Raw genomic sequence first — 25,320 nt, 5'->3', positions numbered from 1 at the left:
TTTTTTGCAGGTTCATCAGGGTTTATATTTAGCCCTTCACCTATTATTTGTTCTTTAATTGCCAGTGGCCTCGTCAATGGTTTGCTTCTCTTTTAGCGCTTCAACATTGTTTTTATTTCCAAAATTCTCGGTTTTGTCAGCGAAATAAGCCAGAATCCCTACGATAGTCTCCAGATTGTCTGAAACCCGCTGGTGCATGTCTGGTAGATCTTTATCTAGTTTTTTATCTCCCAATTCAATATTGTCTACTTCAATCTTTCCTATCTTCTGGATAATCGCTTGTTGTGAATGCTGTAAATCTACCAACTCCCGGACTATCTTCTCCATTAATTCAAACTTCTTTAATGTATCCATGTTTTTTGTCGATTAAGTTTAACCTATTATTGATATGGTAGTAGAACCAATTACCTTGCCAAGATGTTTTGATTTTCTCCATTTATAGGAGATTGTACCCTTCAAATTTGGAATACTGCAATCAAACTAATAACTTAGTTTATTGAAATCAAATTGTTCCTTAAAACAATCATCCTGTAAAATCAACCCATACATTAAATGAAAAGATTCCTGCTTTCCCTCTTCTTACTGAGCTGTACCTATATTGTGAATGCACAAACGACCACCGTTGTAGATAAAGAGAAATTACTGGATCTTTTTCAATCCCAGCGTTATCTTGAGGCTGCACAATACCTGCAAAGTATTTATAAGGGGGACACCAAAGATCCAAAAGAGATTTCACAATTGGCTTACGCCTATTTAATGGCGGGAAAACTGCCTGAAGCAGAAAAAAACTATCTAAAGCTGTATGCAGAAAAGCCAGATGATATTCCGGGTCTATTTAACCTGGCCAATATCAATTTAAGAAGAGGCAATAACAGCAAAGCGAAAGAATACATCAGCCACATCATTACCCTGGACAGCAATAATTTTAATGCTTACAAGCAGATTGGACGTATAGAAAAAGAACAAGGAGACCTCCTTCCTATGTTAGACCACTATAAAAAGGCCAACCAGCTGAATCCGGCAGATGCTGATGTCGCTTATGAATTGAGTGAACTTTATTTCAAGATGAATCATTTTGTGAATGCGCTAAGCGTACTCGAACCTGCATTGGCTGCCGACAGCAGCAATCTTCAATTGCTAAAAATGAAAATGCCGGCAACCATTGCCTCTAAAAAATATAGGGAAGCCATTCAGACCGGCGAAAAATTAATGAGCTATGGAGACAGTTCCAGCTTCGTATTGAACAACATTGCGAAGAGTTATTTCTTACTCCTGAACTATCAAAAAGCGCTGGATTACTTTCTGATGGTCAGCAGTAAAAGTGAAGATGCAGAGGGGCTTTTGTACAACATATCCTTGAGTTACCGGGGAATCAAGGACCACCAGAATGCCATTAAATACCTGGAAAAAACTGTTAAAGCGGCTATTTCGCCTAAAACATCCAGTTATTACGGTTTATTGGGGGATTCCTATGAGAATCTTGATAAAAACGATCAGGCCATCAGTACTTACAAGCGGGGCTTGTTATTTGATAACAATGGCAGTTTATATTATAACATTGCATTGGTTTATGAAACCAAGCTAAATGACAAGAAAAATGCCATCAGTTATTACCAGCAATACCTGAAAACGGTAAATCCTGCTGAGCAACCTAAGCTGATCGTTTTTATCAAAAATAAGATTGAAGAACTAAAGCGGTAATGCTGTACGGCCGACTAAACGGGCTACATATTTACCGATAATGTCAAATTCAAGGTTTACGGTATCGCCAGCATTCACCTGATGAAGGTTAGTATGCTCAAAAGTATAGGGAATGATATAAACAGAAAACTCATCAGCTGCTGAATCTACCACGGTCAAACTGATTCCGTTGACACAAACAGAGCCTTTTTCTACGGTAACATTTCCATTTTGTGCCTCGTATTTAAAGCGGTATTCCCAGCTGCCATCTAACTCTTCTCTTTTCACACAGATGGCGGTCTGGTCTACATGGCCCTGTACAATATGTCCGTCCAGTCGTCCGTTCATCTGCATACAACGCTCCAGATTCACTTTACTCCCTACTTTTAAATGGGCCAGATTACTCTTTTCCAGGGTTTCCTGAATGGCTGTTACTGCATGTGAATGGTCTGTCAAAGCCACAACCGTTAAGCATACCCCATTGTGGGACACGCTTTGATCAATCTTTAATTCGATACTCAATTCCGATTGAACGGTAAAATGAAGATTAGTACCTTCTTCTTTTATCGTTGTGATTTCTCCTAATGTTTCAATAATTCCTGTAAACATCTGCTAATTATATTTTGTACGGTTTCTTTTCCAATTGCTGATTTGCTGTCCCTGAGGTTCAGCAATCAATACATTGGGTTTCTTTTTATAAGTTATTGCAGCGACGACTGCTGCCATCAGCGCTTCATTTTCATCATTAAGCTTCATCCGGTCCGGACTAAAATATTTACTCACAAAATGTGTGTTGAAATTCCCTGATTTAAAGGCTTCATGCTGCATGACAAATTTACCAAAACCCAGCGTAGTTTTTATCCCGGTAATGTGATATTCGTCAATAGCCCTAACCATTCTTTCTATTGCCTCCTCCCGGTTCTGACCGTAAGTAATCAATTTGGCGATCATTGGATCGTAATAAATAGGGATTTCCATGCCTTGTTCAAAACCATCATCTACACGTACCCCATTTCCTTTTGGTGTCTGATATACTTCAAGCACTCCTATATCAGGTAAGAAATTATTATCTGGATCTTCCGCATATACCCTCAATTCAATGGCATGACCATGAATCTTCAAGTCTTCCTGTGCATAGGAAAGTACTTCGCCTCTCGCTATTTTAATCTGCTCTTTGACAAGATCCAGTCCTGTGATCAATTCCGTTACCGGATGTTCTACCTGAAGCCTGGTATTCATTTCCAAAAAAAAGAAATCGAGGTTTTCATCGAGAATAAATTCCACAGTACCTGCCCCTACATAGTTCACTGATCTGGCTACATCTACCGCACATTTACCCATCTTTGCTCGAATTTCTACTGTAAGCACGCTCGAAGGCGCTTCTTCGATCACCTTTTGATGTCTGCGCTGAACAGAACATTCCCGCTCAAAAAGATGCACAATGTTACCATGGGCATCGCCCAGCACCTGTATTTCTATATGTCGGGGTGAAGAAACGTAACGTTCAATAAATACGGCACCATCACCAAAAGCCGAAGTGGCTTCGCTCACAGCCAGTTGCATTTGCTCTTCAAAATCACTTACTTTTTCTACCACACGCATACCTTTTCCACCACCGCCAGCAGCGGCTTTGATCAGGATAGGAAAACCTACTGCTACCGCTCTGGATTTTGCTTCTTCAATATCCGTAATGGCCTCTTCGGTTCCTGGAACCATTGGAATCTTGTATTTCAATGCCGCCGCTTTTGCAGAAAGCTTATTTCCCATGATTTCCATTGCTTCCGGTGTTGGACCGATTAGTATCAGGCCAGCGGCCTTCACTAGTCTTGCAAAACCAGCATTTTCTGACAAGAAACCGTAACCTGGATGGATTGCATCAGCGCCGGTAATCTGGCAGGCTTCAATGATTTTTTTCCCAAGCAGGTAACTTTGATTTGATGCAGCCGGTCCGATGCAGACGGCTTCATCGGCATAGCGCACATGAAGTGCAGTTCTATCGGCTTCTGAATAAACAGCTACGGTTTTAATCCCCATTTCACGTGCAGAGCGCATGATACGCAAGGCAATCTCGCCCCTATTGGCTATCAAAATTTTCTTCATGTAAAGGTTATTTATGGGCAGAAGGATGTAAATGTAAAATGATTTCTATGGCGCGGTCGATCATCTCGGAGGAAATGTCAAGATGTGTCACCATGCGGACTGTTTTAGGTCCGAAAGTATTGCAGGCAATACCCTTTTCGGCCAAGAGATGGACAATATTTTCTGCTTTAAAGCCTGATGCGACTTCAAAAATTACAATATTTGTTTCCACGGGCATCACTGATACCACATAATTGACTTGTTTTAGTGCCGCAGCTAGAGATTTAGCATGATCGTGATCAATAGATAACCTTTGCACATGGTGATCCAGTGCGTAAATACCAGCCGCAGCCAGAAATCCGGATTGTCTCATGCCACCTCCAAATGCTTTACGAATTTTCAGTGCTTTTCTAATCGTCTCTTTGCTGCCCAATAAAACGGAGCCTACAGGGGCACCTAATCCTTTGGAAAGACAGACAGAAATACCGTCGAAGTATTGTCCATAATGTTTTGCCGAATTTCCGGTAGCCACGAGGGCGTTAAATATTCTGGCACCATCAAGGTGTAGTTTTAGTCCTTTAATATTACATAAGGTGTGGATGGGTTCGATTTGGGCCAAATGATAACAAGCACCTCCCCCTTTGTTGACGGTATTTTCTAAAACCACCAGGCTTGAATTTGGATAATGAATATTTTCGTCATTGATTTCTGGCTCTATCATTTCTGGGCTGATGATACCACGCGGGCCATTTAGCAATCTGACAGAGGCCAACGAATGGTAAGCAATCCCACCACCTTCATATCGGTATACATGTGCGGTCTGGTCACAAATCACCTCATCCATAGGCTGGGTAAAACATTTGATGGCGATCTGATTGGTCATTGTTCCTGAGGGGCAAAACAATCCGGCTTCCATATTAAACATTGTGGCCAGCTTTGTTTCCAGCTGATGAACGGTTTCGTCTTCTCCGAAAACATCATCACCAACCTTCGCTGTCATCATTGCTTCCAGCATGCCTGCCGCTGGTTTGGTCACGGTATCGCTTCTCAAATCAATCTTTATTCCTATCATCTTATGTTATAACCTTGTCTACAAATATTAACTTTTTAAATGTCGTTAAAAAGAGGTGCAGTACAAAATCCACTGAGCTAACGAGATAATTACATTAAATCAATAATAAGTGTCTTTTATAAAAAAATAGCTTTTAAGGCGACTAAAACGTTTATTTACTCCTTAATCAAGGTTTTTTAAATTCACAAAAAGTCCTTTTCTCCCAATTAAAATATCAATTCCGGTAAATGCTTGATTTTAAATTTGGATTTCAAAATAACAAGTGTATTTTAGGCTTAGTGTTTTTTTAACAATATGGTAACTTTAAATCAATAAATAAAACGAGCAAAAACGGCCTTATTTGCATAATAAAGGCGGAAAATTATTTAAAATCTTAAACCAAAGAATTAAATTTATGAAAAAAAACCCTACAAAAGTGTTAGGATTATTTACTTTTATCCCGAAAAAAACAAATTAAGATGATAGTTATTGCAGATGGTGGTTCAACCAAAACCAATTGGTGTTTAATTAATGAAGCAGGCAGAAAAATTCTATTTAATACAGAGGGATACAATCCATACTTTTCAGACACAGCATATATTGTTGGTTCGTTAAGAAAATCTCTTCCGGATCATTTAGAAACTGATAAACTTACCGAAGTAAATTACTATGGTGCAGGTTGTTCAACAGATGCCAAGCGCAAGATTGTAGCAGATGCTATGCAGCAGGTTTTTCCTAATGCAAAGATCAACATAGGACACGATTTATTGGCTTCATGCCGTGCTTTACTAGGTGATGAGCCTGGTTTTGCAGCGATATTAGGCACAGGTACAAACTCTTGTTTGTATGACGGTAAAGACATTACCATGAACATTGATTCTCTGGGCTATTTCCTGGGTGATGAAGGTAGTGGATGTTATATCGGAAAAAGAATCCTTAGTGATTACATGAAAGGTTATATGCCTAAAGGTTTAAGAGAAAGTTTCTATGATAACTTCGCCTTAACGAATGAGGACATTTTTGACCACATTTATAATAAACCACTTCCGAATCGTTTTTGTGCTGGTTTCAGCAAGTTCTTATATGACTATAAAGACAATTACGAAGATTATACCTTCTCTACAGTAGATTTCGCATTTACAGCATTCTTTGAGAATTTGGTGATTCATTATCCAAACTATAAAGAGTACACGTTAAACTGTGTTGGATCTGTAGGTTATAGCTTCAGAGATATTTTAAGCCAAGTGGCGGATAGATACGAAATGGGCGTTGGTAAAGTGATCCGTTCTCCTATAGATGATTTAGTGGACTACCACATGAATACTGTGAATAAATAATCACATAATTACTATAAAGTAAAAGAGGATACCTGAATCAGGTATCCTCTTTTTTTTTAACCAATAAACGTTTTAACATAATTTAACTACACATCGTTACGAAAATGCAGTATACTTGGGTAACTAAATGTTTTTCCTAAAAAGAAAACAAACAAACAAACAAACAAACAAACAAACAAACAAACAAACCCTACAACGCCCTCTTCATGTTTAAAATTTCAGCTGCTCTCCTGCTATTTTTAATAGCGTCCAATACCTACGCACAAAATAAAGCCACTATAAAAGGTTCTTTAGCTGATTCCAACAGTAATGCACCTATAGAATTTGCCACTATTGCGGTGGTCAACTCAAAAGACACCACTTTAATCTCTTATACCTTATCTGATAAAAAGGGAGGTTTTAATTTATCGGGCATTCCCATAGATCGCCCTACAAAACTGATTATTTCTTATGTGGGTTATCCTACACATAAACAGCATCTGGAATTAAAAGCAGGGGAAATCAAAGACTTTGGCAGGTTGCTGTTGAAGGGCACTCAGTTGAAAGAAGTAGTTATTCAGGGGGAAAGATCACCGATAGTGGTCAAAAAAGACACCATAGAATTTAATACTGAAGCTTTCAAAACCAGGCCTAATGCTGTGGTAGAAGAGTTGCTGAGAGAACTACCGGGTGTACAAGTCAACACTGACGGTTCCATTCTTGTGAATGGAAAGAAGGTCAGTAAACTTCTGATTGATGGCAAGGAGTTCTTTGGAAACGATCCATTGGTAGCCACGCGAAATCTCGATGCTGATTTATTGGATCAGATTCAGATTTATGATGATCGGGAAAACGATCCTGGTCACAAGATTAGTGCAATGAAAGTAACTAAAATAATCAACCTTAAATTAAAAAGCAAAATCAAGAAAAGCACTATAGGCAAATTTTATGGCGGTGGAGGTAGCCGCGACCGCTATGAGACTGGCGGCATTCTGAGTAACTTCAGAGATACACTGCAGGTGAGCCTAATCGGATTATCCAATAACCTGAATAAAACAGGTTTCTCTCAGGATGAATTGTACAATATGGGAGGTTTTAACCGCTCTGGTGGTTCCGGATATTACGACGGCACCTTTGGCGGTAGAAATTGGGGTGGCAATATGGAAAAGGTAACCGCTGGCGGCCTTAACATTAATAACAATTATGAAAAAAAATTAAAAAGCAACCTGAGCTACTTCTATACCAATACGAATACGACCTCTGCTTCCAGCACTTTTAATGAACAAAACTTAGCAGACCTGAAAATCACATCCGCTTCTACTTCCGCGAGATGGATCGGTAAGGATAAACACGCCATTGGTGGCTTAATTGAATGGTATCCTGATACCTTAAATCAATTTAAATATCAGCCACAGCTGAATCTCGGCTTTGACAAACAAGAAGGTGCTGCTGCTAGCAATACTTTCAACACGCTGCATCCGAAACTGAGTGACCTGCTTAACAATTCAAATTCCAAACGGAATAACAGCGAGTTTTCTCATAAAGCTTCCTATTACAGGCGACTAAGAAAGGAAGGCGAGTCGATCAATATCCAGCATTCCCTATACTTAAATAAAAATACCTCAAAAAGTTTCTCCCTGTACGATTTAAAATCTTACGTAGAAGCCATCAAACCGGAGCTTTTTGATCGATTAGAAAACAACAATGACAAATCAAATAATGCAGCTATCAGCGTCGATTACAGCTATCCATTTACCGAAACCCTACAGCTTGAACTGAATGCTGGAGCGAACTATGCAAATTCCTCAGAAAAAATATCGAGCTATGATAAAAACCCAGAGAACGATCTTTACAACCTCTTGTTGGTAAACCAAAGCAGCGACTTGAGCAGAACTACCTGGTCCGAAAACCTAAGGCCACAGCTTTCTTACACCTTTGCAAAAGAATACCGTATCAAAATCGGTGTTAATGTGGCGCTTCAAAATGTAAAAAACAAGTTCAACCGGGATGTGGAAGATCAGCATCAAAAATACTTCAACTTATTTCCTGCTATAGCAGTAGAGGGGCCCAGCTTTTCTATATCCTATACAGAAAACATTGAACAACCTAGAATCGCCCAAATACAACCCATTATAAGAGAATATACCCAACTGCAAAAGTATATCGGAAACCCAGATCTTAAGCCCAAATACAATCGTGAACTATCAGGAAATATCTATAAGTATAGCCATGAAAAACAAATCAATTTCAATATGTATGGTGGATTAACCTTCTCGGAAAACAATACGATAGAAAAAAACACGATAGATGCCAATGGCGCCAGCACAACCACCCCAATCAATAAAAATGGTAGTATTAATGGTTATGTGGGAGGGCATATTGGTAAGCAATTTAAAAAATCTCAGGATTGGCAAATTGGGTTAAATAATAATTTCTCTTTTAATATGAATCGAAACGCTTTCTACTTAAATCAAGATGAAGGCATACAGTACAATTACTACCTTGGAGCTGGTCAGGGAATCAATTTTAACTACCAATCCTTATTCAGTATCAAGACGAAGTACGATTTTAACCATTCGATTACGACTTATAAGATGGTTAATTATAAGACTATTAACAATCCATCACACAATATTGGAGCAGAGCTGACCTTGAGGTGGCCAAAAAGAATCATCATCGATAGTAAGTATAATTTCAACTATAATCCAAAAATCACACAAGGTTTTTCTAAAAGCGCTAATATTCTAAACCTTGCCGTTACTATTCAAATGTTAAAAAAGGACCGTGGTCAATTAAAACTCTCTGTATTTGACCTCTTGGATCAAAGCATTTCTGTATACCAGTATGCAAATGAAAATTCTGTAGGCACCTCTCAACAGCAGATCCTTAAGCGGTACTTTTTAGCTACCTACCAGTATAAAATTACTATGCACAAGGGGAAATAAAAAAGAAATGAAACAAAATGGCCGCGGCATAAATCATGCCTCGGCCATTTTGTTGATGAGTTATGGAGATTAAAAAGAGATCTCTTTGCCAAATAATTTGGCGTATTTACGCTTGTCGAATTTATACAAGGTTGCGGCTCTGAAGCTTACTCCTTTTTGTTTTTCTTCCAGGTCTTTCAACACGCCGAAGCTCAGCATCTTTTTTCTAAAGTTTCTTTTATCCAGTTTTTTACTCAGGATAATCTCATACACATTTTGCAATTGTGTGAGGGTAAATTTCTCCGGTAACAGCTCAAAAGCAATAGGCTGGTGTTTGATTCTTCTTTTAATTTTCTCTAGCCCTTTATCGAAGATCTGCTGATGATCGAATGCCAGCTTTGGTAAGTTATTCACATTAATCCAATGGGCTTGTTTGGCATAATTGCTCAGTGGTTTCAGGGCTTTATCGCCTCCTAATCTCAATAGCGCATAATAGGCAATACTAACTACCCTTCCTTGTGGATGTCGGTTTACATCCCCAAAAGTGTAATATTGTTCCATATAAACATCCCCTAAACCGGTTAGCTCATGCAAAATACGGGAGGCCGACTGGTCTAAACTTTCGTCTTCTCCAACTATATTTCCTGGCAATGCCCACCAGTCCTTAAATGGTTCTTCATTTCTTTCAATCAAAAGAATTTTCAATTCTCCTTCATCAAATCCAAACAGCACACAATCAATCGAGAAAGTGGAATTAAACTTTGGTAAGACTTCTTTCAAAATATCTAATTTTATTTATCAAACTTATTTTTCAATCTGCCTTGAATTAAATTAAGGCGTTAATTTTTGTAGATTATTTATCTTTTCTATTCTTTTCCCTTACACCCGCTGCTGTACTTTCCATCCCCTTCACTCGGGTTTAATCTATAAAGTTCTTAAATAAGATCTCGTTTTAACAAGATTAACAGGATTTAAGTTAAAAACAAAATGAAAAGTATAATTATAAAAATAATGTTGCAAAAGAAACTGGCAGGAAATGAGGTTATGAGTCGGATTTTTCAGTCGTGTTTTCTATATTGCATGCGCTAATCCTTCGGATGCAGGGATGATGAATCTTGTTTATAAAGATTAGATGCTGATTTTTGTAGAAATGATGGCCTGAAACTTTGTTTTTCCTGGCGCTGCTAAATCATTACAGCAACAATATCTTTGATCAACCTATAAAAAATATTAAATTTTTAAACATTGAGGCAAAAAAATACACTTGCATCCTAATTACATAGGAAAATAAAAAATAAATTACTTAGTGTAAAAAATACACGCTATATTCGTAATCACAAATCATGAAACCAAATATTAAAAATATCGCCGTATTGACATCTGGAGGAGACGCTCCAGGGATGAACGCCTGCATTAGAGCAGTAGTACGTACCGGCATATACAATGGAATCAACATGTTTGGGGTTTTGCAGGGCTATCAGGGCTTGATCAATAATAACATCAATCCAATGGACGCAAGATCCGTTAGTAACATCATACACCTAGGTGGTACCATTTTAAAAACAGCGCGTTGCCTAGAGTTTAAGACTGAAGAAGGAATGCAGCTGGCTTTTGAAAACTTAAAAGCCCGTGATATTGACGGCTTGGTAGTGATTGGAGGTGATGGTACATTTACAGGCGCACAGCTTTTTGGAAAGAAGTTCGGAATTCGTGTAATTGGAATTCCAGGCACGATCGACAATGATTTATACGGCTCAGATTTCACTTTAGGATACGATACGGCAATAAATACCGTTATTGAAGCAATAGATAAAATCAGAGATACTGCCGATTCCCATGACCGTTTATTCTTTATTGAAGTAATGGGCAGAGATTCGGGATGTATTGCCTTGAGAAGTGCGATTGCCAGCGGCGCAGAAGCAGTACTCCTACCGGAAAAAGAAACCAGCCTGGATGAACTGATCTCACAATTGGCAATTGGTGCATCTACCAAGAAATCTTCGAGTATTGTCATTGTATCAGAAGGCCATAAAGCCGGTGGTGCTTATGATGTTGCGAAAAAGGTAAAAGAGAGTTTTAACCACTATGATACGAAAGTTACGATATTAGGCCACCTGCAACGTGGAGGTAGCCCAAGTAGTTTCGACCGAATTTTAGGCAGTCGTTTAGGCTTTGCAGCTGTAAATGAATTGTTGAAAGGAAGTACCATGCAAATGGTTGGATTACGTGGAAATGATATAAAGACGACGAGTATAGACGAAGCGCTAACCAGGCACACTTTTAAATTGGAAAGCGACCTGTTAGAAATGACTAAGGTTTTATCCATTTAATTATGATAGCCGTAGTTTACAGTGGATCTAAAACAGCGTACTGGAAAATTGCACAAGATGGAAAAACCATTGCTGAATGCAATATGCCAGGAATTAATCCCTGTTTTAATGACCAGAAGTCTATACTTCAATTCTTAAATAAAAAATCTATTCTGGTGAATCACGCAGAAAGCATTAAGAAAATATATGTTTTTGCTGCTGGTGCTTCCTCAGAAGAAAGAAGAAATGAGTTAGCGGAAACGCTTGGAATGTTCTTTAGATATAGTAAAATAACGGTTAAGGACGACCTATATGGTGCAGCGATCTCTGCCTGTTACAATAACCCTGGAATTGTAGGTTTATTGGGAAGCGGAGCAAATTGTGCTTATTACGACGGAAAGAAACCGGAGAAGAACAACTTTGGACTGGGATATATCCTGGGAGATGAAGGTTCGGCTAATTACCTTGGAAAAACACTTTTAAAGTATTTTGTTCAGGATAAACTGCCAAAGGATTTACATAAAAAGTTTGAACTGAAGTATAACCTGGACAGGCCTCAAATCCTTGAACGCGTATACAAACGCCCTCTGGCTCAGCAGTTTCTAAGTTCTTTCTTTGACTTCTTTTTAGAAAACAGAAATGATAAATTTTTGTTAGGAATAATAGAGAAAGGGTTTGAAAGTTATTTTAACACTTATTTGTTGCCAACATTGAAATTACATCCCGGTAAAGAAATACATTTTGTAGGACTTGTGGCCGGAAACTTTCAGGAAGAGCTGCGGGCAACTGCAAAAAAGCATGACCTGGAAATAACATCGATTACTAAAGAACCGATATATAATTTACTAAACTACTATTCAAATTAACAAAATGAGCAAAATTGGAATAAACGGCTTTGGCCGTATCGGCAGACTGGTTTTTAGAGCTGCTTTAAAAAGAGGATTAGATATTGTTGCAATCAATGATTTAGTTGAGCCGGATTACATGGCTTATATGTTAAAATACGATACTACACACGGTCGTTTTGATGGTACTATTGAAGTAGTAAACGGACACCTTGTAGTAAATGGAAAAACAATCCGTATCACTGCGGAAAGAGATCCAGCAAACTTAAAATGGAATGAAGTAGGTGTAGAAACAGTAATTGAGTCTACAGGTTTATTCTTAACTCAGGTTGATGCTGAAAAACATATTCAAGCTGGTGCTAAAAGAGTAGTTCTTTCTGCTCCTGCAAAAGATGATTCCATCCCTACTTACGTAATGGGTGTAAACCATGAGTTATTAACTTCTGATCAAACTGTAGTTTCTAACGCTTCTTGTACTACTAACTGTTTGGCGCCAATCGCTAAAGTATTAAACGACAACTTCGGTATCGTTGAAGGCTTGATGAGCACAGTACACGCAGTAACTGCAACACAAAAAACAGTAGATGGTCCTTCAGCTAAGGACTGGAGAGGTGGACGTGGAGGTTTCTCTAACATTATCCCTTCTGGAACTGGTGCAGCGAAAGCAGTAGCAAAAGTAATTCCTGCTTTAAAAGGAAAATTAACAGGTATGGCTTTCCGTGTACCGGTAGCTGACGTATCTGTTGTTGATTTAACAGTTCGTCTGGAAAAAGCAGCAACTTATGAAGAAATTAAAGCAGCCATGAAAGCAGCCTCAGAAGGTTACTTGAAAGGTGTGCTAGGATATACAGAAGACGAAGTAGTTTCTTCTGACTTTATAGGAGATGATCATGCGTCAATTTTCGATGCAAATGCAGGTATTGCATTAAATGACAACTTCGTGAAAGTGGTTTCTTGGTATGATAACGAATGGGGCTATTCTAATGCATTAGCTAAGTTCGTAGAATACTACGGAAATTTAAAGTAAAACCCGTTCATACAGGTTTATATTTGGTTAGAAAAGGGATGTGTCTGGATGGAACATCCCTTTCTTGTATAATGTGCTTTTTTAGTGCCTTAAACACCATTCTTCCTAATACTTCATTTTCATCACTCCTCTATTTAAGCTTAAAAAAGGTGATTTTTAGCAAAAAGGTTCCAATATAGGTTCCAAAATAATTAAGATCTACTGGGCTTAGTTCTACGTTTAAATCCAATTAGAGCGTTATTATCAGCTATTTGTGTTGGTGTTAACTTTTCGACATTCACAATTACAGGCTTATTTACTTCCTTTATTGCCGCTATTAATAATTCCTTAGGATTGATCGGTTGTGTTTTGATATGCTTACGCAAATATTGAAATAGCACCTGACGCTTTAAGTTACTAGGAAGATGGGAGATCCTAGTTATATTTTTATATTCACTAATTAAAAAGGTATAAGTGTCTATAAGTGTCGTTAGGTGATTCAAATCTTTTTTATTTTTTTTTGTTGGCGCACTGCTTAGTAGTTGAGTAAAAAACTCATTCAAGATTTCCATCTCATCCACCACATTGCTATTTTCGAACTCAATTAGATAATTTTTCCTTGTTGTGCTCAAAAAAGTTTGCCCGAATAACATTTCCAAAAGATCTAACTTACTTTCAATTAAAACACCATATTCCATAAGACAATAATAGTTATTTTTCTGCATTGGAATCCCATGACCATACAAATCATAATATTTGTAAAGGGGGCTATTTCTTCATATTAAAACATAAAATAAACCCAGTTATAGTAAGATACAATGGGTAACTATAACGTGTAGTCTTTTCATATAAGTAACATCCATACCGCAGCCATTACAATGGTGACTGCCTGATACTTGTATTTTGTCATTAATGATTTAAAACCCCTGTACCGCATTATCTTTTCCATATGAGCTTCCGTATTAGCGATACCAATGCAATTAATTGTAGGCACTGAATTAGCCTTATTCAATACGGTATTCAGAATATTCATACAATCATTTATTCTTGTCGGGATATCAAAAGCATGAATGTGATATAGATCTACTTGTTTTTGTTTGTAATGCCATTGAGATTGGGGTAACACCTGCTTAAACATATATTTAAGGTAATTTTTTTTATGAATTTCATTTAGAAATTGTCCAACCCAAACTGCTCCATTCCTTCTTTTATTGTTGTTCCATATACTATACAAATAGTTTTTAATCAGTTTATCATCCGTATATAGGAATAAAAATTGTTTACTAAATTGAATAGCTAAATGCATGTGTACATTATGATCTGCACCATATTCAGGTGTGCTCACAACATTTGTAATACCATTACCTAATCTTTTTATAAAATATTGTGCGGCACTAGTTGCGCATTCAATACTGGTAAACTTGTTAAATCTTAATGTTATCTGATAATTGAAGTCTAAATCTTTTATACTGTTATAAATATCATTCTGATAAGTAACATTGCTAAATCTTGCTTCTTCTTCTTTCTTTTTTACTTTTTGATCTTGTCTATATTGTCTTTGATACTTTGCTTTAGTTATTCTAACTGCCTGCTTTCTATCAATTTCATTATTATATCTTTTCTTTCTTTCTTTTTTTACTACCTTTAACATACAACATTTACTCTTAACTCTTCTCCCTTAACTATCCACTCTTTCGTGGCTATAGGAATGTTTTAGGCAGGTTACTACACTGCATCCATTTGCTATAATAAAACACACTACAACAACTATAAACCTTAAAATAAAAAAGTCAAGCCAACATCAATATAAGTGACTGAAAATAAGCTCATTTAATTTTAATTAACGCTTTTATACACAGGAAGAGAATAAGAAATAAACTTAACAATGATGTTAAAACACACAATGAGTATATCCCTATAGAGATGGAAGAATGGGTAAACTTATGTCTAATCCTGAAATAGAACGAAAGACTCGTATAGTTACAATTAATGATTTCAACGTTTAATATCCGGTGTCTGAGCTAACCCGTGCTCCGGAAAGCACATATTGATTATTTTCTGATTTAAGTAATATTGAAACCGCAAAAGCATTAGCTCTTGCTGGAGAGGAACCGAGAGTCCTATTTCCTTTAGAACTGGGCAAACCACCTTTTAATTTAATTTCGAGGCGGCTACATACCTGCGCAGAATAATAAATAGCGTTAATATTCTCTTTATCATCTTTTTTAAGCAGATAAAACCATTTTGAGGTTAATTGTTTTGAAGATTTCGGATAGGACACATTGCCGTATTTACAATACTATGTGATACAGATAATAAGCGTATCACATGTTTTATAACACACACGATTAAGATCACCACCTTCCCTCTCATTTTAGGAGCATATTAGTTCTGCAAAAGCGCTGGTGCCTACTAATGAACAAAACAAAATCTTGTACCCCATAAATTGAAGTAGACACTTTGTATTTAAGTGATGATGCTTAATCTTCAAATAATTGATCCATGGTCACTTCTAATGCCTTGGCAACTGAGTGCGCAGTACTTATTGTACAATTAACGAGGCCACGTTCTATAGTGCTGATTGTACCATATTCAACCTCACATAGCACCGCTAATTCAACCATCTTCAGCCCCTTCAACTCTCTGAATTTGCGTACGTTAATGCCGAATTGTTTAATGACTTTTTCGTTTCGTGGGTTCTTTGTGGCCATCAAAACAAAATTTCATATTAAATACCGCCAATCGTATACGACATGTCGTATAATATTATTATATTAGTACTTCATTTTTTTCTATGAAACAGATTTTGTCTCTCTTAATACTTTCCATTTTTATTTCTTTTTCCTGCAAAAAAGAACCATCAAAAGAATCTCAAACAAATAATAACATGTGTTATATTACAAATTGGGAGGAGAGTAATGTATCTATTAATTATGCTTATGATGCCAATGATAGAATCATTACAGAGAATATTACTAAAGGTTCAGGTGCATATGTTCTCCCTGCTAAAAGGACATTTAACTACAAGTCTGATAGAATAACAGTAAATGAATTGCCTTCGAACACCACCTATGATCTATTATTATCATCAAATAGGGTAGTTGAATTTTCATTTCCATCTGCATGGAATGACTATTCAAAAGTAGAATATTCGTCTGATGGATATGTGACTAAAATTAGTAATTATTACAAAACAGATAATAAGCTATACCATACGAAGGAGTTTAAATATCAAAATGGAAACCTTATATCAGTAATAGCGACTGGTGGAATAGGTACTCCTAACCAATATACCGAAACCTATAGTTTGGAGTATTACCAAGACAGAAAAGCTATTGAAGGTGTTGATTTTGCTTTAAATAAATTCATAATGCCAGATTGGTACTTATCGGATTATTTTACGCCATTCCAATTGCCTGTATCATTCTTTGGTGGAGGCTCAGGTAATTTATTGAAAGCGGTTAGGTTTCCGCATGGAGGTGAATACTTCAGCTTCACCTATGATTTTGACAAGAATGATAAGGTTACTAAAATCACCTATATAGATAAACGTAATGCAGTAAAAATTGTGAATTTATCATTTAACTGCAAATAAAGAGTTTTCACATGAAGCTTTATAACCCCAAAGGGACTAGTAGCCCGCAACAGCAACCAGTTAAGCAAAGGTACAATTCCTCATTTCCTGTCTTCAGTTGGTTGGAAGGGCTTATTATTGGCTCAATACTAGCACCAATCTCCTTATTTTTAGGTGTGGTGACATTAGGTACGTTAGTATTAGTTGCCTTTGGAAAGGTTGACTATTGGGGTGAAACTGGTAAGCTATTGGTGGGGGTATTTGTGCCATTAATTCTAATACTTTGCTTTGTTAGCAAGCCTATAGGCAATACCATTTTTTTGATATGGTCTTTCATTTTGATTTGTGTTTTTTTTGTGGTGCCTGTTTTAGGAATAATGTATATGGGATTAAAACCAGTTTTCGAATACTTAGGACTTTAAATTATTAAATAATATGAACCAATTAACAGGCAACGAGCCAATGAATGAACTAACCATTAAGCAGTTTTTAACTGCAAATATCTTTGCTACTTTATTGATTAACTATGGTACGAGTAAGGCTGGTGACATTGGATTGGCTGCAATAGTAGATGAAAGTCATTACACAGCAAATGAAATGATTAGGGAGTTTAACAGACAAGGTGTGTGATTTGTCACCTATTTTTGATTTAAATAATTGATAATGAAGTATAGTCTGTCAGATGTTATAACCGCAATAGATGATGCCAATAAGTTACTAAGTATGGGAAATAGTGATACTGAGATCATATATGATGTTGCTTATGGTATGGTGAGAATTCAGACAAGTTTAAAATCCAAATGGAATATAAACACAGTTGTTGAGTATAAGACAGTTGATGAAGCGTTTTATTTTTTACAGGGGCTGAATACCGCAGCAATGGTGCAACTTGAAAGGAAGAATGGCTTAATTGATAGCAAGGAGGTGCCAATGGTTAATCTTGACTCATCAGCAAGCTATAAGATTATTAGTAAAGTAAAAAACTGGTTTAAGTAATTGAGGGAATATGAGGTATACGCAGACAGATAACGTCAAAATTATTCATACCAATAATGATTTACTCTCTTGTATCAACAGTCAGGAGAAATTGAGTATGGATTTCAACTACAATCGATGTTCAATTTATTGTTTTGATGAATCCACAGGGGCTAAAACCATGCTTGCTGTTGATGTAACCATTGATGATAGTCAAGTTTGGCTTGAAGGCTTCAATCTTGGTCTGATATTATTGGGTGATTGTTAACCATTAAACTTTAAAATATGACGGATGAACATAGGAAAGCAAGAGATAGATTCCTGCAAAAACACCTCTTCCATGGGTTGAAGGATCTAAATGATGGTTTTGATATAGTTAGCATATCATATTTCAATGAAAAACAGTTTAATGTAGTTCTTCAGAGGGTTGAGTTGTTAAAAGACATAGGGGTGTATGGTATAGAACCGCACATTTTGGATCAAGAGACAGGAGAATTTGTCTATTACGCAGTTGATACATTTGAAAATTATCTGACTTATCCACAAGATCCTGAGTGGTATATGAAATCATTTGAAAAATTTAAAGGTACAGGCGAAGAATTATATTATTCAGCAAGCTTTTATATTCCTGGGAACTATTTAGATTATGGAACGGATTGAGATACAATGATGAATTAGAAGTGAGTAGGGTGTTGAAAAACTAAATGATCTACAGAGTACTTCATATTCATAGAACGAAACAGAATCTTCTTTCTAGGCCATTCAGTTTGTTCTACAAAAGGTGAAAGAAATAGAAATTCTTTATCCACCCTAAACCACGATTTCATATCTACGCTGGTCTTGATGTGATAATCTTCAACTGGAAACCTTAGTATTCTAAAAAGATTTCAAATTTTTAGAAAAATATTTTTTTGAAAAGACCTTAGATAGGTCTCACAAATTTTTAGTCCAGATTTTTTTATGTACCCGTCATAGTATAGCGAGGCGTATGGGGGTATAGGGGGCAAGGGGATACCCCCGAAGTAGTCCAATTTTTTCGGAGAAAAACATCTACACTTTGATCATGCACCCACACAAAACAGTCTATAGCCCTTTTTTCAATCAAGATTTGCCTGTTTTTCAGAAATCAATGCAAAATGGGCAAGTTGATTAATTAATTAGAAGGGGCTTACCCATGATTTCCGCAGGTTATGATCAGGTTTCTCTGGGGTTATTGCACAGTTAATTAACTAGGTGCCCATCTATATTAATGAGAAATTACTCAACCAACAATTAATACGCTCTTCTTAATATCGCAGTCCTTTCTTGTAAATAAATGCTCTTAAATTCCTCAGTAGAAGAGTCAACTAATGAGGCGACTTCATCTATTGTATAATCCATTTCTTCTATATATGAATCAATGATCTGCTTTAAAATAGTTGGCTGTTCAGGTGAAAATATAACAGGTTCCTTAGTCCTATAACCTTCAGCCCCCATCTGCATCCATAGATATTTCCACTGGTTGTCATTTAGTAGACCTAGATGTCGTGCTCTTACTAAAATAGATTGCATTGATGTTTTCCAGTATTTTTTTAAATCAGCTAAAATTGGCAAATTCAACCTGACCAATTGTGGTTTAATATCGGATTCAGGCATTAATAATTCGGCAGCAAACTCGAACGCTTCTTTTTCTTTATCTCTATCGCCTTCAACCTTACATGATAAATGCATTATTATATGTCCAAGTTCATGAGCCAAGGTTAGTCTTTTACGATCCGAAGGTATATCTTTCCCAATGAAGATTAAAGGTATTCCATTAGCTGTATACATGCTAAAGCCATCCATATCATTTATTGGGACAGGAATAATTATTGCACCATAATATTCTATAATATTGGTTATATTCTCAACTCTACCTCTTGGCAACTTCCATTTTTTACGAATATATTGAGCGCACATTGATGGACTTCCTTCTTGATCAACATCCCAAATCGGAATCTCATTAGCGCTAATCTCAATACCTTCCAATAGCTTTAAAAGTTGTCTTTCAACAACTATCATTCTAGCGTTGTTCTGATTTAGCTGCTTTACAGACGAAGATAGTTTTCTTCTATATTCCCCCTGAATTGGAATAATGACATCTTGACTCTCAAAAAATGACACAGGCATATTTAAGAATTTGGAGACTGCAAAGACAAGATCATCATCAAATCCAGAACCCATTTTTTCAATTTTGCTTATAGTGCCCTGAGCAACTCCCAAGGCATTGGAAAGTTGAGTTTGCGTATATCCTCTCAATTCCCTTGCTAGTTTTAGCATTTGAGGATTGTATTTCATCTTATTGTTTTTTAATGTGTACCAGTGCCTTTTGTTGCTTTCTTATAAGCAGTCTTAACACTAATTCTCTTAATTATTTTTTCTACAGCAATATGATTTTTATCTTCATTTAAGTTAAAATCAATTGTGGTTTGTTCTGCGGATTCAATACCATGTTCGTCAATCCAGTTTAATTGTTTCCCATCCCAACAAGCGGTGTAGATTCCCTGAATGGTGGAATTAGTTTTATCTAACGAATAACCGACATATAAAATTGTAGGTTTTTCAGGTAGACCAGGAATGCTGGATTCCTGATAAAGATATTTCATATTCTGATGTGTATTCGCATTACTTGTTAAAAAATTTTTAGCATTCATTTTCTTAAACCTTATAAAAAATGAGTCCTTATACAAAAAGCCAAATACACCATTAAACTCTCCTACTTTAACATCAGTATAAATTCACTAAAGATTCTATGACAAATATGGTCATGTACTATTCCTGCTTTAGTTCGAGGTTTATAAATCACTGTTCCAATCCCCAATGAATTAGAGTAATCTTGAATCTTACACCAGTCTTCAAAAGAAAGGTTTATAATGGAGGTTATTCTCTCATGAATATCTCCTAGGCTTGATTTATAATCAGATAATGAAAGTATGGTTCTTTTCATAGTTTAGTTTTTATTTTCACCAAACATACAAATAATATTCCACTTTTCATTCAAAAAATATTCCTAAAATTATTATCCCCCCCCACCTCTATTAAAATTTAGAGTAGTTTACCGAATTAGGAGGTTTAAAGATTGAAGTTGTTTGATAGCCTATAAACTTTCTAAAGTCTCTATCCAGTTATTAAATCTTGGGCTTTTATTTCTAATTCTTTCCAATCCAATAGATTCTGCGATTATGTCTCCGTATACCACCTTATTATAGCCTAAAATAATTCTAGATAGTCTTTTTGAAGGCGCTGTTGAACGTCCTGAATTAATCATTTCTGGATTTGCATAATCCACAAAAATTTGTTTTAATTCGGACAAACCAATAAGGTCATCTTTTGGTATCTGATTTATAAAAATATTTATGTCATTGAACAAAAGTCCTTCAAATTCATGTAATTGCATATAAGGAATGAAACGATTCCTGTATGATGAATTAATCCTTGCTCGCATTTCACTTTCTATTTTTTCCATACGGGTGTTTTTGTCAGGTATTAACTCCGCCTCATCCCAGCCTGGAAACTCAAATTTTTTATAGAGTCCATAATAATCAATAAATGTAGTAACAAAGGCATCCTTCTCTGATTTCAAATGTGTTTCTATTTGCTTTTCAAGAATATCCCATTTTACAATACCGCCTCTAGTATGTTTTATAGTTGGTGCTTGGATATGATAACCTTTACCAATCATATACGGAGAAAGTGTTCTCTCGCAAAAAACTTGCTCGGTTTGTCCCTCGCAGATAATTATAACTCGTTTCATATTATTAATAATTCGGTTGACCTTTATCAATAATATTTCTTTTCCATAAATCATCGATGGTGTAGTCTTCCAGCCACTGACTAAGGATTTCACTATTTAGGCGATTAAACTCACTTTGCCCATTTATTTGGTCAACCGCTATAATATCTTCGGGTTCAAAATGGCTTATTAAATCCGTTGATTGTGTAGCAATTATAACCTGACATTTCTTTGCTGCTACTAATTTTATCATACCAGCTAACTTTGCTATTGCCGATGGATGAAGACCCAATTCAGGTTCATCAATAATTATAGTTTCAGGCAGACGTGGTTGCATAAACAAAGTTACTAATGCAATAAATCGTATAGTTCCATCAGAAAGATCATTTGCTCCATAAATCATTTCGCTATGTTTACTTTGCCACCTAAGTCTTATATTTTCGTTTTTATCTGGTTTAAAAACAAAATCTAAAAAGTAAGGAGCAATAGATTGAATTGTTTTTACAATTAAATTATAAACTATATTACTTTCTTTGAATATGTCAAATAAATAAGCAGCGAGATTTTGACCCTTGTCGTATAAATAGAATTTGTCATTTTCAATACTTGATTCCTTATTGAATGGAGAATTGTCCCCTGTATCATGAAAGTGATATTTCTGTAATGCGTTCAAGTAAGTACGAATGTAGGCTGCCCTTGGCATATTGTTATATCTAAGATTAGATTCTGCAGATAATGACGCTACATCAATGGGATTATTGATATAGGGATTACCGTTATACCATAACCCCTCCTTTGTGAATACAAAATACTCTTCTCCTTTTTTTAAGGTGAAAGAATATCCATTATTTTTAAGCCAGAGTTTAGCTGATATTTCAGACGTGACCTTATCTCCTTTATGAAGAAACTTCTCTACCCCCCCCCTTAAAACGATATACTCACGTAAATTTCGATTATATATATTTTTAAGTAATTCAAAAAAAGATAAAAAATTACTTTTTCCACTACCATTCGCACCTATAAAAATATTTATAGGTCTTAGCTTTAGTTCAAGATTTTTAATGGATTTATAGCCTTCTATCTTAATTTTATCCATTCCCAATTCAGCTCTAATATGTGATTCCTGCCTTTAATTAGACTTTTTCTTAGATTGATGCAATTCTAATCAATAAATCTAAACCAAAAAAATCAAAATAGGTCAATTAAAAAAATTAACAGTGTAATGTTTTTTGCAAGAAATTGTCGTTTATTCGTTTATGTACCTATGCAAATCGTTTTTTTGAAGATTTTAAAATTGCTTTTGGCACATTCATTCGGTGATTAGTACCATAAATACCGAGTTAATGATATGGTTAAATGGCATTGCCCTTAAATTAAATCAAATTACCACCAGATTAATTGGTAAAAAGATTAGGTTATCACAGGTTTTTTTCTAAAAAAAATTCTTCTATAATCAGTTCGATTAAATCACGATCAGTTGTTTAACCTTCTGAAATTTAGCACTACTTTTTTGGTCAACATCATAATAGCCCTGATACTCTGGGATGGTATTTAATAAATCAGATAAAAAGGACAAGATTAAAGGAGTAAGTTTCCAATAGGATATATCATTATTTCCTCTTTAAGCCTCATGTTATGTTTTATTCTAATAACTGAGGATATGTTAAAATTAGAGTGATTTATTTAAACCAGCCAATTCTCTATACCCTTCACTGGATTTTCCTAATATTGAAATATGGGAAGCTGTATTTTCGTCTATTCTCATAAACTCCCAATTTTTTATAATATTTTCGGTTTTATCAATGATTGCTATGTCCTCAATATTACCTATACTAAAATTTAAATCCTGCACCAGTTCATATTTAATCCAAAATCTAAATTCATTTTGATTTTTGTAGGCGACATCTTTTGTAAATTGATTTCTGTAGCCATTTATTTTTTTAAAATCCTGATAATTAACAAACTGACAGCCATAGTCTAAATGATACTCGGCTAGTTTTTTTTTCACTCTTTCAACAAACTCCTGTGCATCGTGGATTAATATACAGTATTCATCTATTGCTTTCTCTGGGAAGTATATTGGTTTTCTACTGTGCATGTCTTGTTGGCTTATATCATAGAAATAAAGACAAAATAGATTACCACATGCAACATCACTGTTATAGGATTTATACATAGTAAAATGTTTTTTGGCAACAGGCCACATATTTGATTTATCACCTGTAAATAAAACTTGAGCTGAAAAATTTCTTATCTCAACAGCGGTTTCATAGGCATCTCCTCTAACACCTTCATCTGATAACCTTGCAAAGTAATGCATCGGTTTACAATGTAAATTACCTTCCAATAGTAATTGTTTCATATATTTTAGTTGCCCAAACTTCATTAGGCAACCTGTCCTCTTCGACCCCTTATCCATATATTTACTGTGCTAGGTTTTTAATTTAGGTGTAGAATTCTAGTAATAATATTTATATGATGTTTTTTTTCCAGTGTACTTGAACTACATCGACAAGAGATCCTCTAAAGTTACTGCTCGACTTACGCTTTCACTTCTATCATAAACCTGTGTTGTACTTGCTCTCGCATGCCCTGTCCTCTTCTGTGTTCCTACTAAATCACCAGGTGAAGTTTTGGTTATTGAAGTATGCTTCATCTCATAAATCTGAATGTGATTTAAGTGTGGGTACTCTTCTCTGAACGGTTTAACTTGTGCTACCCTTAGTCCTTTATCACTCATTGGAAGATTCTCCTTAAAGCAATTATAGCCACCTATAAGGTACATACTATCTGTGACAATGACACCTGCATTTAAAGTATTCATATATATTTTCTCAATTAAAGATTTCACTTTTAGCTCAAATTTTATGGTACGATACTTCCTCGATTTTCGATCATACACTTTTATACTATCAGAAGTTAAATCAATATCTTTGTGTTGAATGTCACGAACTTGGACAGGCCGCACGGTATTCTCCAACACAAGTAAGCATATTAAATGTAATCTTAAATATTTATCACAATCCACTTTATCAAAAAAATCACCTAATTCACTATTAGAGATCTCATTGAATTTTTTAGCCTGTTGACTAGTGTCTAGTTTTTTCAATTTCAAAGGATGGTTAATGATGTTAAGATCCTGCTGAATGATCAACCAATTATAAAAAGACTTTACATAGGTTATATACTGATTCACGCTACTTTTTGCTAACCCTTTTGGTTTTGTTGGTGTTGGAGTAGTCAACAAATAAATCCTAAAATTAGACCACACATCTACTGTCAAATCTTTTAATCTTAACGACTTATTTTGAGGTAAATTGAAAAATGTATTTAGCGTTTTGTTCCTGTTAGTATAATTACTAATCCCTGACAACTCATCAATTTCATGTTGTTGTTGTTGCATAAAAAAATAAGCATTCACTGCGGCAAGTGCATTAGTATTTAAGGTAATACTCGATTCTGTATTAGTATTTGTTAAGGTTGGTAATATGAGTGAATTAATATGGTAACTGAAAGCCACTATCAATAAATCTAACTCATCCTGTTTAGTTAGTTTCTCTTGGGTTTTGAAATACTCCTTACATCTTAGATAAGTCTCTTTAACTTTCGTTGATAGTTTAGGTGTGGTTGGATGAGGGTATTGAATGTAGTATTTAGGATAGGCATCATGGTTCCATCTGCTAGGTACAACTAGGGTTAATTTTGCGCCATTGTACACTCCTAAAGCATAGTGTTTATAATTACTCTTTTTAGGTTCAATTTTCATTCTTCATATCAAAAGGTTCCAACTAAGGTTCCAAATATACAAAA

The 25,320-nt window shown here is 35.7% G+C and carries 26 protein-coding genes; 11 read left to right on the top strand and 15 right to left on the bottom strand.

Translation table 11 applies throughout. The annotated features are described in order from the left end of the window. Nucleotides 1–54: 54 nt before the first annotated feature. Nucleotides 55–354: a hypothetical protein gene (locus tag H9X96_RS17520; protein ID WP_187667538.1), complete on the bottom strand. Its 300-nt coding sequence runs from the start codon at nucleotides 352–354 to the stop codon at nucleotides 55–57. A 198-nt stretch (nucleotides 355–552) separates the two neighbouring features. Between H9X96_RS17520 and H9X96_RS17515 the strand changes: the two genes are divergently transcribed. Further along, nucleotides 553–1,701, top strand: coding sequence for a tetratricopeptide repeat protein (locus H9X96_RS17515; RefSeq protein WP_187667537.1), 1,149 nt, complete (start codon nucleotides 553–555; stop codon nucleotides 1,699–1,701). Here H9X96_RS17515 and H9X96_RS17510 read toward each other — a convergent pair. From H9X96_RS17510 to H9X96_RS17500, 3 genes are read right to left on the bottom strand one after another with little or no spacing between them, the layout of a single operon-like run. Next, complete coding sequence (locus H9X96_RS17510) at nucleotides 1,690–2,289, bottom strand: riboflavin synthase (protein ID WP_187667536.1); 600 nt, start codon at nucleotides 2,287–2,289, stop codon at nucleotides 1,690–1,692. The two genes, H9X96_RS17515 and H9X96_RS17510, sit on opposite strands and share 12 nt — an antisense overlap. Before the next feature lie 3 nt (nucleotides 2,290–2,292). Beyond that, a complete protein-coding gene (gene accC / locus H9X96_RS17505) occupies nucleotides 2,293–3,780 on the bottom strand; it encodes an acetyl-CoA carboxylase biotin carboxylase subunit (protein ID WP_187667535.1) in 1,488 nt (495 codons plus the stop codon). Between the two features lie 7 nt (nucleotides 3,781–3,787). After that, nucleotides 3,788–4,831, bottom strand: a complete 1,044-nt coding sequence (locus tag H9X96_RS17500) for a low specificity L-threonine aldolase (protein ID WP_187667534.1) — start codon at nucleotides 4,829–4,831, stop codon at nucleotides 3,788–3,790. Nucleotides 4,832–5,289: 458 nt separating this feature from the next. Between H9X96_RS17500 and H9X96_RS17495 the strand changes: the two genes are divergently transcribed. Continuing rightward, nucleotides 5,290–6,147, top strand: coding sequence for a hypothetical protein (locus tag H9X96_RS17495; protein ID WP_062547144.1), 858 nt, complete (start codon nucleotides 5,290–5,292; stop codon nucleotides 6,145–6,147). Between the two features lie 206 nt (nucleotides 6,148–6,353). Further along, the gene (locus H9X96_RS17490; protein WP_187667533.1) at nucleotides 6,354–9,071 is read left to right on the top strand and encodes an outer membrane beta-barrel protein; all 2,718 of its coding nucleotides are present in this window, start codon (nucleotides 6,354–6,356) and stop codon (nucleotides 9,069–9,071) included. A 69-nt stretch (nucleotides 9,072–9,140) separates the two neighbouring features. Here the strand turns inward: H9X96_RS17490 and H9X96_RS17485 are convergent, their stop codons facing one another. Continuing rightward, complete coding sequence (locus tag H9X96_RS17485; RefSeq protein ID WP_187667532.1) at nucleotides 9,141–9,830, bottom strand: NUDIX domain-containing protein; 690 nt, start codon at nucleotides 9,828–9,830, stop codon at nucleotides 9,141–9,143. A gap of 563 nt (nucleotides 9,831–10,393) precedes the next feature. Here H9X96_RS17485 and pfkA point away from each other — a divergent pair. Genes pfkA through gap form a run of 3 tightly spaced genes read left to right on the top strand, consistent with a single transcriptional unit; the run spans nucleotide 10,394 to nucleotide 13,231 of the window. Beyond that, nucleotides 10,394–11,380: a 6-phosphofructokinase gene (pfkA, locus tag H9X96_RS17480; protein ID WP_187667531.1), complete on the top strand. Its 987-nt coding sequence runs from the start codon at nucleotides 10,394–10,396 to the stop codon at nucleotides 11,378–11,380. Between the two features lie 2 nt (nucleotides 11,381–11,382). Continuing rightward, on the top strand, nucleotides 11,383–12,225 hold the full coding sequence (locus H9X96_RS17475; protein WP_187667530.1) for a hypothetical protein: 843 nt from the start codon (nucleotides 11,383–11,385) through the stop codon (nucleotides 12,223–12,225). A gap of 4 nt (nucleotides 12,226–12,229) precedes the next feature. Further along, nucleotides 12,230–13,231: a type I glyceraldehyde-3-phosphate dehydrogenase gene (gene gap / locus H9X96_RS17470; RefSeq protein ID WP_187667529.1), complete on the top strand. Its 1,002-nt coding sequence runs from the start codon at nucleotides 12,230–12,232 to the stop codon at nucleotides 13,229–13,231. A 191-nt stretch (nucleotides 13,232–13,422) separates the two neighbouring features. Here gap and H9X96_RS17465 read toward each other — a convergent pair whose 3' ends face one another. From H9X96_RS17465 to H9X96_RS17450, 4 genes are all read right to left on the bottom strand, one after another. Further along, nucleotides 13,423–13,908, bottom strand: a complete 486-nt coding sequence (locus H9X96_RS17465) for a hypothetical protein (protein WP_187667528.1) — start codon at nucleotides 13,906–13,908, stop codon at nucleotides 13,423–13,425. Between the two features lie 146 nt (nucleotides 13,909–14,054). Next, nucleotides 14,055–14,861 carry a hypothetical protein gene (locus tag H9X96_RS17460; RefSeq protein ID WP_187667527.1) on the bottom strand — a complete coding sequence of 269 codons (807 nt, stop codon included), beginning with the start codon at nucleotides 14,859–14,861 and terminating at the stop codon, nucleotides 14,055–14,057. Between the two features lie 351 nt (nucleotides 14,862–15,212). Further along, complete coding sequence (locus tag H9X96_RS17455) at nucleotides 15,213–15,491, bottom strand: hypothetical protein (RefSeq protein WP_187667526.1); 279 nt, start codon at nucleotides 15,489–15,491, stop codon at nucleotides 15,213–15,215. Nucleotides 15,492–15,690: 199 nt separating this feature from the next. Further along, nucleotides 15,691–15,921: a helix-turn-helix domain-containing protein gene (locus tag H9X96_RS17450; protein ID WP_187667525.1), complete on the bottom strand. Its 231-nt coding sequence runs from the start codon at nucleotides 15,919–15,921 to the stop codon at nucleotides 15,691–15,693. Nucleotides 15,922–16,004: 83 nt separating this feature from the next. Here H9X96_RS17450 and H9X96_RS17445 point away from each other — a divergent pair, with 83 nt between their 5' ends. The 5 genes from H9X96_RS17445 to H9X96_RS17425 all read left to right on the top strand — a co-directional run bounded on the left by H9X96_RS17445 (nucleotide 16,005) and on the right by H9X96_RS17425 (nucleotide 18,419). Then, on the top strand, nucleotides 16,005–16,805 hold the full coding sequence (locus tag H9X96_RS17445; protein ID WP_187667524.1) for a DUF4595 domain-containing protein: 801 nt from the start codon (nucleotides 16,005–16,007) through the stop codon (nucleotides 16,803–16,805). A gap of 11 nt (nucleotides 16,806–16,816) precedes the next feature. After that, nucleotides 16,817–17,206 carry a hypothetical protein gene (locus H9X96_RS17440; protein WP_187667523.1) on the top strand — a complete coding sequence of 130 codons (390 nt, stop codon included), beginning with the start codon at nucleotides 16,817–16,819 and terminating at the stop codon, nucleotides 17,204–17,206. A 13-nt stretch (nucleotides 17,207–17,219) separates the two neighbouring features. Then, entirely contained in the window at nucleotides 17,220–17,414 is a 195-nt protein-coding gene (locus H9X96_RS17435; RefSeq protein ID WP_187667522.1) for a hypothetical protein, read from the top strand. Nucleotides 17,415–17,447: 33 nt separating this feature from the next. Beyond that, nucleotides 17,448–17,780, top strand: a complete 333-nt coding sequence (locus H9X96_RS17430) for a hypothetical protein (RefSeq protein WP_187667521.1) — start codon at nucleotides 17,448–17,450, stop codon at nucleotides 17,778–17,780. A gap of 264 nt (nucleotides 17,781–18,044) precedes the next feature. Continuing rightward, entirely contained in the window at nucleotides 18,045–18,419 is a 375-nt protein-coding gene (locus tag H9X96_RS17425; RefSeq protein ID WP_187667520.1) for a hypothetical protein, read from the top strand. A gap of 612 nt (nucleotides 18,420–19,031) precedes the next feature. Here H9X96_RS17425 and H9X96_RS17420 read toward each other — a convergent pair. From H9X96_RS17420 to H9X96_RS17395, 6 genes are all read right to left on the bottom strand, one after another. Next, nucleotides 19,032–20,075: an XRE family transcriptional regulator gene (locus H9X96_RS17420; protein ID WP_187667519.1), complete on the bottom strand. Its 1,044-nt coding sequence runs from the start codon at nucleotides 20,073–20,075 to the stop codon at nucleotides 19,032–19,034. Nucleotides 20,076–20,086: 11 nt separating this feature from the next. Further along, nucleotides 20,087–20,431: a hypothetical protein gene (locus tag H9X96_RS17415; protein WP_187667518.1), complete on the bottom strand. Its 345-nt coding sequence runs from the start codon at nucleotides 20,429–20,431 to the stop codon at nucleotides 20,087–20,089. 443 nt (nucleotides 20,432–20,874) lie between these two features. Further along, nucleotides 20,875–21,531, bottom strand: coding sequence for a DUF4276 family protein (locus H9X96_RS17410; protein ID WP_187667517.1), 657 nt, complete (start codon nucleotides 21,529–21,531; stop codon nucleotides 20,875–20,877). 4 nt (nucleotides 21,532–21,535) lie between these two features. Then, nucleotides 21,536–22,606 carry an AAA family ATPase gene (locus H9X96_RS17405; protein ID WP_187667516.1) on the bottom strand — a complete coding sequence of 357 codons (1,071 nt, stop codon included), beginning with the start codon at nucleotides 22,604–22,606 and terminating at the stop codon, nucleotides 21,536–21,538. A 573-nt stretch (nucleotides 22,607–23,179) separates the two neighbouring features. Continuing rightward, the gene (locus tag H9X96_RS17400; RefSeq protein ID WP_187667515.1) at nucleotides 23,180–23,872 is read right to left on the bottom strand and encodes a hypothetical protein; all 693 of its coding nucleotides are present in this window, start codon (nucleotides 23,870–23,872) and stop codon (nucleotides 23,180–23,182) included. Between the two features lie 141 nt (nucleotides 23,873–24,013). After that, the gene (locus tag H9X96_RS17395; protein WP_187667514.1) at nucleotides 24,014–25,276 is read right to left on the bottom strand and encodes a phage integrase SAM-like domain-containing protein; all 1,263 of its coding nucleotides are present in this window, start codon (nucleotides 25,274–25,276) and stop codon (nucleotides 24,014–24,016) included. Nucleotides 25,277–25,320 lie beyond the last annotated feature (44 nt).

It is taken from the genome of Pedobacter sp. N36a (assembly GCF_014472395.1).
Lineage (GTDB): Bacteria > Bacteroidota > Bacteroidia > Sphingobacteriales > Sphingobacteriaceae > Pedobacter.
The sequence above is the reverse complement of the archived record's forward strand: the minus strand, read 5'-3'. Positions and strand labels throughout refer to the sequence as shown.